The organism is Thiocapsa rosea (genome assembly GCF_003634315.1).
In the GTDB taxonomy this organism is placed as follows: Bacteria; Pseudomonadota; Gammaproteobacteria; order Chromatiales; family Chromatiaceae; genus Thiocapsa; species Thiocapsa rosea.
The window spans coordinates 2,578,745-2,592,216 of record NZ_RBXL01000001.1; the positions used below are offsets into that span (position 1 = coordinate 2,578,745).

Genomic DNA, 13,472 nt, shown 5'->3' on the forward strand with positions numbered 1-13,472 from the left:
GGGAGTCGAATGCGTTGGCTTTGCGGTATCGGTGTCGCCGTTCTTGGATTCGCAGTAAGCTTGTGGTGCCGGCTTCGGACTTCCCGTGGCTCACGTCTGCGACGATCGAAGAACTTTCCGACGTTGAACGACCAACCGAGAACCATCTTTATTGGCCGGCACGCGATGTTGATCTCTTGGTTGAGTCGATCCGCACGCCGGAGAGCTTTCCTCTCATCGCCAAGGCGCCAGGCTGCCCGGTCTAGGTCGGATCATTTGGGAAGTATCTCTCTCCCTTTTGCTTCATAATGAGGTAGAAATGAACCCCGTTTACACTGCCATCGTGAAGCAAGATGATGATTGGTGGGTCGGCTGGATAGAAGAAGTCCCCGGCGTGAATTGCCAAGAAAGGACGCACGAAGAACTGCTGAGCTCTCTTCGTATCACTCTTCAAGAAGCTTTGCAGTTCAACCGTGATGATGCGATTTCTGCCGCGGGCTCGAACTACATAGAAGAAAAAATAGCGGTATGAAGCGGAGCGCTTTTCTGAAATATTTGCGCTTGCAAGGCTGCGAGCTACTCCGAGAAGGCGGGAGTCATTCTTGGTGGGTCAATCCCGCTCAGAACAAGCGCTCATCCATACCACGGCACAGCGAGATCAAGGACATTCTTGCGGTCAAAATCTGCAAAGACCTTGGCGTAAAGCCAATCAAATAGGCCCTAACATGTGCCTCAAGCCGACCTTGTGACTGAGTTACCGGTGATGTCCCCTTTTATTCCTTGACTCGACCCCAGCCCGGTGTGGGCACTTAATGCCGTGGTCTGTCCCTGGTATCCCCCGGCCTCATCCTCAGCGGCATGATGGCCGTGGACATGGGCGGCCCGGTCAACAAGGCCGCCTACACCTTCGCCGTCGGAACGATTCTGACGACGGTTGCCTTGCTGATCCTCAAGCCCACGCTCGTCGCAGGCGTGACGGCCAAGTGAGCAGCATCGACGCCCCAACAACGCCGAGTCGGTCCCTGTCCGGCAAACGCCCCGCGCGAACGCTGCACGGCTGACTCGGCCCCCTGAGTCCTCCTCGTTTCCTCCTTAGGGAGACATTTCGGCCCGGTCCTCCCGGGCCTTTTTTTGCTCAGATTCCCGCGCTGATGTGGCAGTGGATGGAAAAGCGATCGAGCGCATTTCTGTTTCCGGATTGACCGATCCGCTGGTCCTGCCCGATCGCGCCTGGGAGGACCCGGATCGGGCCGTCTCTCCAGGCGTTCTTTAAGCCGTGCAATGGGTTCAGGCGATAAACTCAGGGCGTGACACGCGCCTCGAAGAAGGCCATGCGCTTCGGCTCCAGCAAGGTCTCGTCGTCGGTATATTTCATGACGTTTGGCTTCATCCCCTTGAAGACGAGGTTATAAAACATCTCGGCGCGAACCACGGCGGGCTTGACCGGAATCTCATAGGTCAGCACGCGCCGTTCGTGCGGCCCGAGACGTGAATCGACCCCAACCTGAGTTGCAACCGGCGGCATCGCCGGTTTGCCCTCGTCATCGGCGAGTTGATAGAAGAGGTAGGCGTCGGGCGCCTCTTTCTGGGGGTCATCGGTATAGTTCTCCCAGAGGACCTTGCCGTTCTCGTCGAGCGCGGTCACCTTGACCTGGACATTCCGGAAGGGTGCGCCGGTGGGCATCTTGTGTGGCAGTTGATTCTGCATCACGACGTTTGCGCGCACGCCGTTTTCGATCGGCTCAAGATCGACGATGAGTTGCACCGCGCGCGCGAGCTGGGCGACATCATGGCCGCCAGCCATCCCGTGGTGCGCGACCCCGTCGGCGATCGGCATGTGACAAGACTGACAGGTGACCTGAGCGCCGCTCGCCTCGAACTCGTCGCCGGTGGCGCACAGCGGCACACCTTGCGGATTGGGCCGCAAGTGATGGCAGCCCAGACAGAGGTCGTTTCCGCGCAACATGCTTGGGTTGCCCTGCAACGGCAGGGTTGCCGAGACGCGCTGGCCGAAGGCGTCGAGCTTGTCGAAATGGGGGTTGCCTGCGTCGTCCGACCCCTCGAAGGCTCTGACCTTGTCGAACGGATACCCCGTCGGTCCCTGAAGGACGCTGGATGTCTCGTAAGCCGGCAGCCCCAGGCGCAGTGCACCGCCTTCGCCGCGCACCCCCTTGTAGCCCGAGATCTGATGGCAGGCGACGCAGTTCACGCCTTCGGAGTAGGCGGCCATGGCATCGAGCTTGGTGGATCCGTCCTTCGCTGCGTTCGGCGCATGGCATTGCAGACAAACCGGGTAGCGTTGCGAGCGCTGATGCAGTTGACCCTCCTCGCGCGGATCACCCACTTCTTGGCGATACATCATCTCGTGGATCGGATCGCGCAATGCCGTGCTCTTCGCGTGCATCGAACCGGCCCATTGCCGATAGATGTCCTCGTGACACCATTGACAGGCTGCGGCGGAGACATGATGCAGACGTTGTACCTCAAGCGGGTCGGTGACCGGCTCGAGTCCGCTGAAGTAGGCGGCGAGATCGGCAAATTGCTGATCCGTCATCTCCGCGCTCAGTTGACCCATGGTGGTGCTCTCGCGTTTCCCCGAACGCAGTAGCTTCATGGTCTCCTGGAAGCTCTCCGCCTGCATCCCGGCGAGTGATGGGATCGGTCCGAGCCCCACCCCACCGGGGCCATGACAGGCCACGCAGTGCTGGTTCGCCAATGCCTCACCGACCTCGACATCACCGGTAAGGGCCTGGGCCAGCCCGGACCAACCCACCACATGGGCCAGTACCAGCCACAGCATGGAACTTCTCATCGCACTCCTCCTGTTCTCTTGTTGTCGACCCGCGTGCGCCACTGGCGTTTTGCCAACGGACCAGGTTTTGGGGTTCCGCGCCGAGTAGGCGTTGACCTCACGATAGTGAAGACTATTACGCGTCATGCGAAGCGTTAAAGTGGCCTTGGTCAAGTGTTGGGGTGAAAACTGACGCGCGGGATGACAAGGCGCTGACGTTTCTCACTTGCACATGGGAATATCATGATATAGGCAACTCCTAATATGTGCGCATCGCATACGAGTGACATTTCATTGATATAACCCATGCTGCCGCGATGACCGAACGGGAGTGAAAAGCGCTGACGAATTGACGAGTAAACAAGGAGTTGAGAGCGCGCAGCGTCAGGTCTTCTCATCCCGCATTCTCGGCTCGGAGCGCATATGGGCGTCGTGGTCTATGCGTTCGCCTTCGAGGGCGTGTTCACCCTGACCAAGAACCCTCAAGAACGCGTGACACCCAAGAACGCGTGACACCGCTTTGCGGTGTCACGCATGCGCGAGGCGCTCTGCACCAAGTGCCGCGATGGCCGAAGTTACGAATAATGCTCCGACGACCATTTCGGCGTGTGCCGAACCGGCGAGCACATCCTGGGCCCGGGCGTGAGCGTGAGCGTGAGCGTGAGCGTGCCCGAGCGCCCGCTGATCACCCGAACCGAACTTTAGAATCGAGAGCTTGCCGTGCCCGCCGGAAGCGACGTGTGACTACGCGACACGGCCACTTCGTGTCCGGCGCAACAGCGCAAATTTGCAAACACGAATCGTTCGTATTATCATTATCGTTGTGATTGCTGTGATTCCGGCTGGCCAAACGCCGATGAGCTCCGCTCGAATGTCAGCGACAAACCGTGTTGCGCAGCGTCCCGAACCCCTCTCGCTGAATTCGTCCAGCGACCAGGTGACCTCAGTGCATCGGCAGCCACGGCGGGCTCGGCTCAATCGTCGTCGTTATGCAAGCTTGACTGAGAAACCTGACTATGAATCCAGCCAAACGGCCACCCAACCACCATTGCTTGTCACCAACGCTGACCCTGTTGGCAGTGATGAGCACCTGCATCAGCGCCGCGCGTGCCGACCAGGCAGATGCCAGTGTTCCCAATGCGATGGGAGCTGACATCCGCACTGTGGTCGAGCTGCAGCCGATTTATGTCACCACCGCCACGCGCACCCGAGAGAACATCATGAATTCCCCGGCCCCGATCCAACTGATCGACGAGGCCGAGGTCGAGGCCGCGCAGGCCACCACCCTGCGTGACATCCTCGATATCGCACCGAACCTCTACGTCAGCCCAGACGGCCGCACCCTGCAAATCCGCGGGCTCGGGCAGGAAGATACCCTCTTCTTGCTCGACGGCCGCCGCATCACCAGCGAGTCCAGTAACGCCTTCGAGCTCAATCGCCTCTCGGCGGCGATGATCGAGCGCATCGAGATCATCCGTGGCCCGGCCAGTCTGCTTTATGGCTCGGATGCGCTCGGCGGCGTCGTCAACATCATCACCAAGCAGCCCGTCGACGGCTTCGAGGTCGATTTGGACGTTCAGTACGGCGCCAACGACCGGGGCCGGGCCGAGCGCGGCATGATCGCCGGCAATCTGCGCGGTGGTGATGGGATCTTTGGCTACAGTCTCTCTGCCAGCCATATCCAAAGTCAGCCCTATAGCGAGCAGGAGATCGCGGTCGTGGGGGTTCCGCGGGCCGGCGTTCTCACGCCACCGTCCAGGTCTTCGGATCCGGAGATCCGGCGCTCGTTGCCCGACAGTGCGTATTCCGGCCCAATCCGGCCACCCATTCTGATTGAAAGCGGCCACCCATTCTGGTTCAAACCGGCCACCGATTCCGGCTGAATCCGGCCACCGATTCCGGTTGATCCGGCCACCCCGGCCGGGGTCTCGCCACACGGGATAACCCTGCGTAGGGTGCCTCCTCTTTTCAGGAGGTGCTCAGATGCCAAGACAGAGGTTATCCATGCGAAAAGTCGAAGAGGTGTTGCGGTTGAAATGGGGTTCCGGGCGGTCGGTGCGGGAGATCGCCCGTGCGCTCGGTATCGGGCGAACAACGGTGTCGGAGTACTTGGATCGGGCCGAGGCGGCAGGGCTGTCCTGGCCGTTGCCCGAGGGTCTGAGTGCGGGCGAGTTGGAGCGGCGGCTGTTCAAGCCGGGCGGGCGCCCCGCCGAGCGCGGGCTGGTCGAGCCCGACTTCGATGTCGTTCACCGGGAGCTGCGGCGCAAAGGCGTCACGCTGTTCCTGCTCTGGCAGGAGTACCGCGAGCGCCATCCCGAGGGCTATTCCTACAGCCAATTCTGCGCCCGCTACAGCGTCTGGAAGGGTCGGGTGGATGTGGTCATGCGCCAAACCCATCGGGCCGGGGAGAAGCTCTTCGTCGACTACGCCGGGCAGACGGCGGCGGTGATCGACCCCGACAGCGGGGAGATCCGCACCGCGCAGATCTTCGTGGCGGTGCTCGGGGCCTCCAACTACACCTATGCCGAGGCGACCTGGACGCAGACGCTCCCCGACTGGATCGGCGCGCAGGTGCGCGCGCTGAACTTTCTCGGCGGTTGCCCGGACATCATCGTTCCCGACAATCTGAAAAGCGCCGTCAGCAAGGCCCACCGTTACGAGCCGGATCTGAATCCGACCTACCAGGATTTCGCCGCCCATTACGGGCTGGCGGTGATCCCGGCACGGGTGCGCAAACCTCGGGATAAGGCCAAGGCCGAGGGCGGCGTGCTGTTGGTCGAACGTTGGATCCTGGCGCGCCTGCGCCATCAGGAGTTCTTCTCCCTTGCCGAGCTCAACGGGGTCATTGCCACCCACCTGCAGGCGCTCAATACCCGTCCCTTCAAAAAGCTCGACGGCTCGCGCCTGAGCCAATTCGAGGCGATCGATCGCCCGGCCCTGCGCGCGCTGCCGGCAACTCCCTACGAGTACGCCGAATGGCGCAAGGCACGGGTGGCGCCGAACATTCACATCGAGGTCGACGGGCACCACTATTCGGTCCCGCACGCCCTGGTCAAGCGCCAGGTCGACGTGCGCATGACCACCACCACAGTGGAGGTCATGCACCAAGGCCAGCGGGTCGCCAGCCATGTCCGCAGCGCCCGTCGGGGCGGCTATACCACGGTGACCGACCACATGCCGGAGCGCCATCAACGCGCCCTGGAGTGGACCCCGGAACGCCTGCAGCGCTGGGCGCACACCATCGGCCCGGCCACCGCTGCCGTCACCACGCAACTGCTCGGCGCGCGGCGCCATCCACAACAGGCCTTCAATGCCTGTTTCGGGGTGCTGCGCCTGAGCACGGCCTACAGCGAGGCCCGCCTGGAGGCGGCCTGTGCACGCGCGCTCACCCTCGGCACCGTCAGCTACAAAAGCCTCGCCACGATCCTGGAGAAAGGGCTTGATCAGCGGCCCTTGCCGACCCCCGATCAGCAGAGTTTGCCGCTGGATCACGCCAATCTGCGCGGCGCCGACTACTACCACTAACCGTCACCATGACCCCGTCGAACGACGGGGTCCTCACCCGTTACGGAGACCAGCGCCATGTTGCTTCACCCCACCCTGGAGACCCTCGCGCAACTGCGCCTCGACGGCATGCTCAAGGCTCTGCAGGAACAACTCGAGATGCCGGAGATTCAAACCCTGAGCTTCGAGGAGCGCCTCGGCCTGCTGCTCGATCGCGAGCTGAGCACGCGCGAGAATCGACGCCTCAAGACCCGGCTGAAACAGGCCAAGCTGCGTGAGCCGGCCGCCATCGAAGATCTCGACTACCGCACGCACCGCGGCCTGGACAAAGCCCTGATGAGCCGCCTGGCGACCGGTCAGTGGATCGGCGAGCACCTCAACGTCATCCTCACCGGGCCGACCGGCGTCGGAAAAACGTGGATCGCGTGCGCACTGGCCCACAAGGCCTGCCGCGACGGCTTCACCGTGCGCTATCTGCGCCTGCCCCGGCTGCTGCAGGATCTGGCGATGGCCCGCGCCGAGGGCCGCTACACCAAGCTGCTCGCCGAACTGGCGCGCACTGAGCTGCTGGTCCTGGATGACTGGGGATTGGCCCCTTTGAACGACGAGCAGCGGCGCGATCTGCTCGAAATCCTCGACGACCGCTTCAAGACGCGCGCCACCCTGGTCACCAGCCAACTCCCGGTCGCCCTTTGGCATGACTACCTCGGCGATCCGACCCTCGCCGACGCCATCCTCGATCGCCTCGTGCACTGCGCCTACAAGATCAATTTGACCGGAGACTCGATGCGCAAACACTCCACCGGGTTGACAGACGATCCCGCCCTCGCGTAACTACACCCATCCCGTGTCGCGGGGCCGCTTCGGACCGGCCGCTTTCCTTCGGACTGACTGGCTGGATTGAATCAGAACCAGTGGCCACTTTCCTTCGGACCGGGTGGCCACTTTCGCCGGAATACGCACCGACAGCTACCAGGCCAATGTCGACTACCGCGATCAGGCACGCATCGACACTCTCGACGGCACGCTGGATTGGCAGGTCAACGACGCGATCGCACTCGGCCTGACCCTCAACTACATGCAGGAAACGCGCAAGGACGACTTCATCAACAGTCGTTATCAGAGCAACTTCCAGCAGCAAGGCAGGCCCGTCATGGTCGCCAACGTGCCGGCGCAACAGGAGAACGACAACTATCGCATCGATGCCGCTACCACTCTGGACTGGTCGCCGAGCGCGCGCCTCGAATTCAGCTATCGCCTGCACTATAGCTACTATGACAAGGATCGTCAGATCTTCGCCATACCCTACGCGGACCTCGGCTACGCGACTCGAAGTGAGTCGGTCAGTTCGATCAATAAGACCCGTAAGACGCAATGGGTCAACGATCTCCTCGCCGTTTGGCGGCCAAGCGACGGGCAAACTGTCACGGCCGGCCTGGAGCACCGAGACAACGATATCGACTCAACAGCCTTCTTTGCCGACCGCAGCTTCAGCTCGGCCTTCCTGCAGCATCAATGGCAAATTTTGCCAAAGCTGAATCTGGTCTACGGTGGCCGCTACGACGATGACTCGGTGGGCGGCTCGAACCTCTCGCTCCAGGCGGGCGGTGTCTACCGCCTCGCCCCGCTTGCGCGCCTGCGCGCCAACTACGCGCAGGGCTTCAAGGCGCCGCAGGATCGTGACCTCGTTGTGAATCAGGTCAATCCGCAAGGCTTCCCAATGCTCGGTTCCGAGGTCATCGCGCCCGAATTCGGTAAGACCAGCGCGCAGAATCTCGATCCAGAGAAAAGCGAGACGATCGAGTTCGGCCTTGCCGGCGACACCGCGATCCTGGGCTACCAAGTCTCGCTCTTCCACACCCAGGTCGAAGACCGCATCCAGATGGTCCGTGAGGGGCAAGGACTGCAAAGCTACAACACCTTCCGCAACGTCGGCGAGACGCGCATCCAAGGCATCGAGGCCGAAGGCTCCGTGCAATTGACTGACACCTTGCGCGTGCGCGCTTCGGCCACGCGCTTCTCGACCGAGAACCTAGACACCGATGAACCATTGCTGCGGACGCCGGAAACACTCGCCAATCTGACGCTCTATTTCAGCCCCGGCCGCGAGTGGCTGCTGCAGCTCATCACCACCTACACCGGCGAGCAGCGGTATTCCAGCACCGACGGCATTGAGACCGCCGCCGGCTACACGCTCGTCAACCTCAAGGCAAGCTACCAGCCCACCGCCGTCGCAGGACTTGAGCTGTATGCGGGCATCGACAACCTGCTCAACGAAGCCGTCGACACCGGCATCGGCTCCAACCCTGGCCCCTTTGGTTATCTCGGCGTCCGCTACCGGTATTGAGCGCCAGTCCAAAACACGGCGGCCAACCCGCGCCGTCGATCCTTCCCCGCAACATCTCGATTGGAGGCATCTCGCACCATGCGTATTCGTTCGACACCCCTGCTCGCACTCCCGCTGCTCCTGACCATCGGCACGACTCAGGCCGAGCCTACGGCCAGTCCCGGTCCCGCATCCAAGCGTCCGGGCTTCCTTGTCAGTGAGCTGGTGACGCTGCCACACCCGATGCGGCTGATCCGTGAGAACCCGCAGCGCTTCGGGGTCAGTCCCGAGCAGATGGAGAGCCTGCGCCGCGAAGTGATGGACGTCTATCCGCCCCAGCTGCATGAGCGCGTGCAAGCGGCTTGGTCGCTCGAGCGAGCGATTCGGCGTGCCGTGCTCGAACAAGGAAAAGACAGCGCCGCAGTCGCGGAGCAGCTCGACGAGTTAGTGCAACTGAAGCGCGAGGCCACCGACATTCGTATCGAGGCCCTGAATCGGTTCCGCGCCATCCTCAAGCCCGAGCAGTTCCACGCGGTGATGACGGCGAGTGCCGAGGCACAATGATGCCCTGAGGACGACGCTTCGGGCATCGCATCTCGGGTGGGCGGCGGCCGAGCATCACCGCTGCGCGCCGCCAGCCGCCCTAGAGCCCGGACCTCGGGGTCACGACCTCGAGGTCCGATCTTGTTATCCTATATTTTCGGCTCTAAGCGCAGACGGGCGTCGTGGTTTCTGCCTGCGGCTTCTAAACCGCGTCCAGAGCGACATGCGTCATTTTTGTTTTGTGTTCAGCGTCGGAGACTTCCTGGATCTCGGTGAGACGCGGTTTAGCGAATCCACAAGGTCTTGGCGTTGACGAACTCGAGGATGCCGAGCGCGCCGAGCTCGCGTCCGTAGCCCGACTCCTTGATCCCGCCGAAGGGCAGGCGGGGGTCGCTTTTCACCAATCCGTTGACGAAGGTGCATCCGCATGCCATCCGGCGTGCAAAGCGTTCGCCGCGATCGCTGTCGCGGGTCCAGACGCTGCCGCCGAGCCCGAATCGGGTGTCGTTGGCGATCTCGAGCGCCTCGCCCTCGTCGGCCGCGCGCAGGACGGCCGCTACGGGACCGAACAGCTCGTCGTCGTAGGCCGGCATGCCGGGGCCGACGGCGTCGAGCAAGGTCGCCGCGTAGAACCAGCCGGGGCAATCCAAAGGCTGTCCGCCGAGGACCAGGCGTGCCCCGGCGTCGAGGCTCGCAAGCACCTGCTCATGGAGGGAGTGGCGAAGATCCTTACGCGCAAGCGGTGCCAAGGTCGTCTTCGGGTCGAGGGGATCGCCCGGTACCAGTGCCTCGATTGCGGTGCGTAGGCGTGCGACGAACGTCTCCGCGATCGCATCCACGACGATGAACCGCTTGGCCGCGATGCAGCTCTGGCCGGCATTTGTGAAACGCGAGCGCACGGCGGTTGCGACGGCCTCGTCGAGGTCGGCGTCTTCCAGCACGACGAAGGCGTCGGAGCCGCCGAGCTCGAGCACCGTCCGCTTCAGGTGCTCGCCGGCGATGGACGCGACGCGTCGGCCCGCCGCGTCGCTGCCCGTGAGGCTCACGCCGCGCACGCGCGGGTCGGCGACGACAGCCTCCGCGCGATGGGCGTCGATCAGCAGCGTGCTGAAGACACCGTCCGGGGCGCCCGCGTCCTCGAACAGTCGTTCGATCTTCAGGGCGCAGCGCGGGACATTCGAGGCATGTTTGAGCAGGACCGGATTACCCGCCGCGAGTGCGGGTGCGGCGCAGCGAAACACCTGCCAGAAGGGGAAGTTCCACGGCATCACGGCAAGCAACGGCCCCAGCGGCTGATGGATGACCATGCTGCGCGATGCATCCGAGGCGATCGGCACATCGGCAAGCAGTCGTTCGGCGTTCTCGGCATAGTAGTCGCAGACCAGCGCGCATTTGCCGATTTCGGCCTCGGCCTCGCCGATCAACTTGCCCATCTCCAACGTCATGCAACGTGCCAACTCCCGTGTTCTGGCCCGGAGCAGCTCGGCGACCTGGTGCAGGAGGCGCGCGCGTTCGGCGACGGTTTGGGCGCCCCAAGCCGATGCGGCCCGCGCCGCCGCATCGAGGGCGGCCTCCAGCGCGGTCTCGTCGATCGTCTCGATCTTCTCCAGGGGCTCGCCGGTGTAGGGGTTGATGGATTGCAATGGCATCGGGGCGTCTCCTCCGTTCCGGTCGGTTCGGCCCGAGAATGGACCCTTTTCGGTTTGAACCGCAACGGCAACGATCCAAATCCGCCGACCGTTGTCGGATATGGATGACACAGAGAACGCCTCGCCATGCCCCGCCCGACCAAGGCGCGACCGGATGGCCCGTCTTGCCGTCGAGCGTCACGCCCGACGGCGTGATCGGAGCCCATCGGCGATCCAAATCGGCGCGACGAGGCCCGAGACGACATCCGTCGTCAGCACCCTCAGACGCGAGGTGATCCTATATGACGACCAATCGACGGACATTCCTGATCGGCACCTTGGCGACAACCTTGACGTCCGGTCGCGTTGCCCGGGCCATTGAGACGACCGCCAGCGCCGGACCGAGCGCCGGTCTTCGGCATGATGAGCTGGTCGCGCTGCTCCTGGACTCCGATCGCGAGCGGTTGCCCGAACACCTGGTGAAGCACATCCATGCCGGGCTCGAAGATCAGGCGCTGCTCGGTGCCATCGCCGAGGCGGCAGCCCGCGCCGTCTCACCCTATCCGGTGGTGGGATTCAAGTACCACGCCTTCATGATGCTGCATGCCGTTCAGCGCACCGTCACGCAGGGTCGCGACGAGGATCGTTGGCCGTCCCTGCTGTGGGCGGCCGACGTGCTCAAGGCCAGCCAAGCGACCGAAGTGCGTCAAAACGGCTGGCGAATGGAAATGGTCGACATGGATCGCGTGCCGGCGCCGGGGCAGGCCGAGGACGCATTCGTCGCGGCGATGGAGCGCTGGGATCCCGAGGCGGCGGACCGGGCCGTCATCGGACTGTACCGAGCGGTTCCGAAGGAACGTCTGTTCGATCTGCTGTTTCGCTATTCCGCACGCGATTTTCGCAGCATCGGACACAAGGCGATCACGGCGACCAACTGCCATCGGTTGCTGCAAACCCCGGGTTGGTCGGGTGCCGAGCCCCTCTTGCGATCCTTGACCTACGCCCTGCAGAACCACGCCGACGAGCCCAACCCCGCGCAGAACGATTTGGCCGCCGATCGGCCTTGGCGGGAGAATCTCGCGCTGGCCGAGGATCTCCCGTCGGACTGGCAGACGGGAACGCCAACGCCGGCGGCGATCCCGGATCTGCTCGCGATCTTTCGAGAGGGTTCCGCCACGGACACGTCGCGGGCGACCGCCGCGGCGTTTCGGCAGGGCGTCGACCCGCAGACCCTCTGGACGGTGATCATCCTCGCCGCCGGCGAGCTGCTCCTGCGGCGACCGGGCATCGTCGCGATCCACGCCAATACGACCGCCGAAGCCTTGCACCAAGGCTACCGCCGCAGCGGGGACGACCACACGCGCAGGATGCTGATGCTACAGGCGGCCGCCTTCATGCCCCTGTTTCGCGATCAACTCGGCCGCGGGATGCGCGCCTTGACGATCGACGGATTGGAGCCCGCGGACTCCGCGGCCGAGCCGGATCAGCAGCTCGGGGAGATCTTTGCCGCCATCGGCGTTGACCGAGACGTTGCCGCACGCGAGGCGCTGGCCTATTTCCAAGGCACGGGGGAGCAGGCCGCCTTCCGCGATCTCGCGCGGCATTACACCGTGGACCGCAACCTCGGGTATCACGACTACAAGCTCATCGAAGCGATGCTCGAGAACGCCCGCCATCTCGAGGCGCCCTGGCAAGCCCGGTATCTCGCGGTCAGCGTCTATGATCTGAATGGACCGGGGACGCCGTACAACGCTGCCGTTGTGCGTGCACGGGAGTTGCTTCGGTCCTGACGCGCCTCTCGGACAGGTATGGGCGACTAAAGTCGCCCCTACACCGTGGTTGTGCCTTGGCCGGACATCACCCGAGAACGCCGACCTGCTCCGGCCGCCGAATCCTCTTCGGAGACTGTCGTCGGGAGAAGGGCAGTCGACCGAATATCTCGAACGACCGGTCGGCAGCGCGGTCGTCCGAAAACCCGATACCCGATACCCGATCGGAGGAGGCCCCGTCCATGTGCGGACGCTACGCGCAGTTCACCCCGGCCGACGCCATCGCTGACCTCTTCGGTGCCATCCTCGAAAGCGCGGATCTCGCGCCGCGCTACAACGCAGCCCCGATGCAATGGCTGCCGGTCATTCGGCAGCGCCCGAGCGGGGAGCGCGTCCTCCACACCCTGCGTTGGGGCCTGCTCCCGAGTTGGGCGAAGGACGAAACAATGGCCGCCCGATTGATCAATGCCCGCGCCGAGACCTTGGCCGAGAAGCCGGCCTTTCGGGCGGCTTACCGGACGCGGCGCTGCATCGTTCCCGCCGACGGCTTCTACGAATGGGCAAAACGCCCGGACGGCAAGCAGCCCTATTTCATCCATGCAGCGGACGGTACCGTCCTTGCCTTCGCCGGCCTCTGGGAGCGCTGGACCCGCCCCGACGACGCAGAGGTGATCGACAGCTTCACCATCGTAACGACCGAGGCCAGTTCCCGACTCCAACCGCTGCACGACCGGATGCCGGTGATCCTGGCGCCCGAGGTTGTGGACCTCTGGCTCGATCGCACGGCCAGTCCGGCTCGGCTCTCGGGGCTGCTGGTGCCCTCTCCAGAGGAGCAACTTGCGATGCACCCGGTCACCCGAGCGGTGGGAAATGTCCGCAACGAGGGTCAGGAACTCATCGCGAAGGTGTCGGACGCCGGAGCATGACCCGCC

General features: G+C 63.6%; 13 protein-coding genes. 11 read left to right on the top strand and 2 right to left on the bottom strand.

Translation table 11 applies throughout. The features are described 5' to 3' along the window. Positions 1-65: 65 nt before the first annotated feature. The 4 genes from BDD21_RS11365 (at position 66) to BDD21_RS29035 (ending at position 966) form a co-directional block, all read left to right on the top strand. Complete coding sequence (locus BDD21_RS11365; RefSeq protein ID WP_211335034.1) at positions 66-245, top strand: DUF2442 domain-containing protein; 180 nt, start codon at positions 66-68, stop codon at positions 243-245. A 53-nt stretch (positions 246-298) separates the two neighbouring features. Beyond that, the gene (locus tag BDD21_RS11370) at positions 299-511 is read left to right on the top strand and encodes a type II toxin-antitoxin system HicB family antitoxin (protein WP_120797274.1); all 213 of its coding nucleotides are present in this window, start codon (positions 299-301) and stop codon (positions 509-511) included. Further along, on the top strand, positions 508-696 hold the full coding sequence (locus BDD21_RS11375) for a type II toxin-antitoxin system HicA family toxin (protein WP_120797275.1): 189 nt from the start codon (positions 508-510) through the stop codon (positions 694-696). Before BDD21_RS11370 ends, BDD21_RS11375 begins: the two co-directional genes overlap by 4 nt. A 141-nt stretch (positions 697-837) precedes the next feature. After that, on the top strand, positions 838-966 hold the full coding sequence (locus BDD21_RS29035; protein WP_281269154.1) for a hypothetical protein: 129 nt from the start codon (positions 838-840) through the stop codon (positions 964-966). A gap of 313 nt (positions 967-1,279) precedes the next feature. On the opposite strand, the gene BDD21_RS11380 is transcribed toward BDD21_RS29035, so the two are convergent. Then, a complete protein-coding gene (locus BDD21_RS11380; RefSeq protein WP_120797276.1) occupies positions 1,280-2,791 on the bottom strand; it encodes a multiheme c-type cytochrome in 1,512 nt (503 codons plus the stop codon). Positions 2,792-3,786: 995 nt separating this feature from the next. On the opposite strand from BDD21_RS11380, the gene BDD21_RS11385 reads away from it, so the two are divergent. The 5 genes from BDD21_RS11385 (at position 3,787) to BDD21_RS11405 (ending at position 9,164) form a co-directional block, all read left to right on the top strand. After that, the gene (locus tag BDD21_RS11385) at positions 3,787-4,653 is read left to right on the top strand and encodes a TonB-dependent receptor plug domain-containing protein (RefSeq protein WP_245969536.1); all 867 of its coding nucleotides are present in this window, start codon (positions 3,787-3,789) and stop codon (positions 4,651-4,653) included. A gap of 100 nt (positions 4,654-4,753) precedes the next feature. After that, positions 4,754-6,295, top strand: coding sequence for an IS21 family transposase (gene istA / locus BDD21_RS11390; RefSeq protein WP_120795811.1), 1,542 nt, complete (start codon positions 4,754-4,756; stop codon positions 6,293-6,295). Positions 6,296-6,352: 57 nt separating this feature from the next. Then, entirely contained in the window at positions 6,353-7,108 is a 756-nt protein-coding gene (istB, locus tag BDD21_RS11395) for an IS21-like element helper ATPase IstB (RefSeq protein ID WP_120795810.1), read from the top strand. 103 nt (positions 7,109-7,211) lie between these two features. Then, positions 7,212-8,621 carry a TonB-dependent receptor plug domain-containing protein gene (locus BDD21_RS11400; RefSeq protein ID WP_245969538.1) on the top strand — a complete coding sequence of 470 codons (1,410 nt, stop codon included), beginning with the start codon at positions 7,212-7,214 and terminating at the stop codon, positions 8,619-8,621. 78 nt (positions 8,622-8,699) lie between these two features. Next, complete coding sequence (locus tag BDD21_RS11405; protein ID WP_120797279.1) at positions 8,700-9,164, top strand: periplasmic heavy metal sensor; 465 nt, start codon at positions 8,700-8,702, stop codon at positions 9,162-9,164. 263 nt (positions 9,165-9,427) lie between these two features. On the opposite strand, the gene BDD21_RS11410 is transcribed toward BDD21_RS11405, so the two are convergent. Further along, positions 9,428-10,792 carry an NAD-dependent succinate-semialdehyde dehydrogenase gene (locus tag BDD21_RS11410; protein WP_120797280.1) on the bottom strand — a complete coding sequence of 455 codons (1,365 nt, stop codon included), beginning with the start codon at positions 10,790-10,792 and terminating at the stop codon, positions 9,428-9,430. Positions 10,793-11,073: 281 nt separating this feature from the next. Here BDD21_RS11410 and BDD21_RS11415 point away from each other — a divergent pair, with 281 nt between their 5' ends. Beyond that, entirely contained in the window at positions 11,074-12,561 is a 1,488-nt protein-coding gene (locus tag BDD21_RS11415) for a hypothetical protein (protein ID WP_120797281.1), read from the top strand. A 221-nt stretch (positions 12,562-12,782) separates the two neighbouring features. Further along, positions 12,783-13,466: an SOS response-associated peptidase gene (locus BDD21_RS11420; RefSeq protein ID WP_120797282.1), complete on the top strand. Its 684-nt coding sequence runs from the start codon at positions 12,783-12,785 to the stop codon at positions 13,464-13,466. The last annotated feature ends 6 nt before the right edge of the window (positions 13,467-13,472 follow it).

Excerpts from the sequence above, each read along its gene's own strand:
- BDD21_RS29035 (WP_281269154.1), top strand. The coding sequence starts at position 838 with ATGATGGCCGTGGACATGGGCGGCCCGGTCAACAAGGCCGCCTACACC.
- BDD21_RS11405 (WP_120797279.1), top strand. The coding sequence starts at position 8,700 with ATGCGTATTCGTTCGACACCCCTGCTCGCACTCCCGCTGCTCCTGACC.
- BDD21_RS11385 (WP_245969536.1), top strand. The coding sequence starts at position 3,787 with ATGAATCCAGCCAAACGGCCACCCAACCACCATTGCTTGTCACCAACG.
- BDD21_RS11370 (WP_120797274.1), top strand. The coding sequence starts at position 299 with ATGAACCCCGTTTACACTGCCATCGTGAAGCAAGATGATGATTGGTGG.
- BDD21_RS11410 (WP_120797280.1), bottom strand. The coding sequence starts at position 10,792 with ATGCCATTGCAATCCATCAACCCCTACACCGGCGAGCCCCTGGAGAAG.
- BDD21_RS11415 (WP_120797281.1), top strand. The coding sequence starts at position 11,074 with ATGACGACCAATCGACGGACATTCCTGATCGGCACCTTGGCGACAACC.
- istA (WP_120795811.1), top strand. The coding sequence starts at position 4,754 with ATGCCAAGACAGAGGTTATCCATGCGAAAAGTCGAAGAGGTGTTGCGG.
- BDD21_RS11420 (WP_120797282.1), top strand. The coding sequence starts at position 12,783 with ATGTGCGGACGCTACGCGCAGTTCACCCCGGCCGACGCCATCGCTGAC.
- BDD21_RS11380 (WP_120797276.1), bottom strand. The coding sequence starts at position 2,791 with ATGAGAAGTTCCATGCTGTGGCTGGTACTGGCCCATGTGGTGGGTTGG.
- istB (WP_120795810.1), top strand. The coding sequence starts at position 6,353 with ATGTTGCTTCACCCCACCCTGGAGACCCTCGCGCAACTGCGCCTCGAC.
- BDD21_RS11375 (WP_120797275.1), top strand. The coding sequence starts at position 508 with ATGAAGCGGAGCGCTTTTCTGAAATATTTGCGCTTGCAAGGCTGCGAG.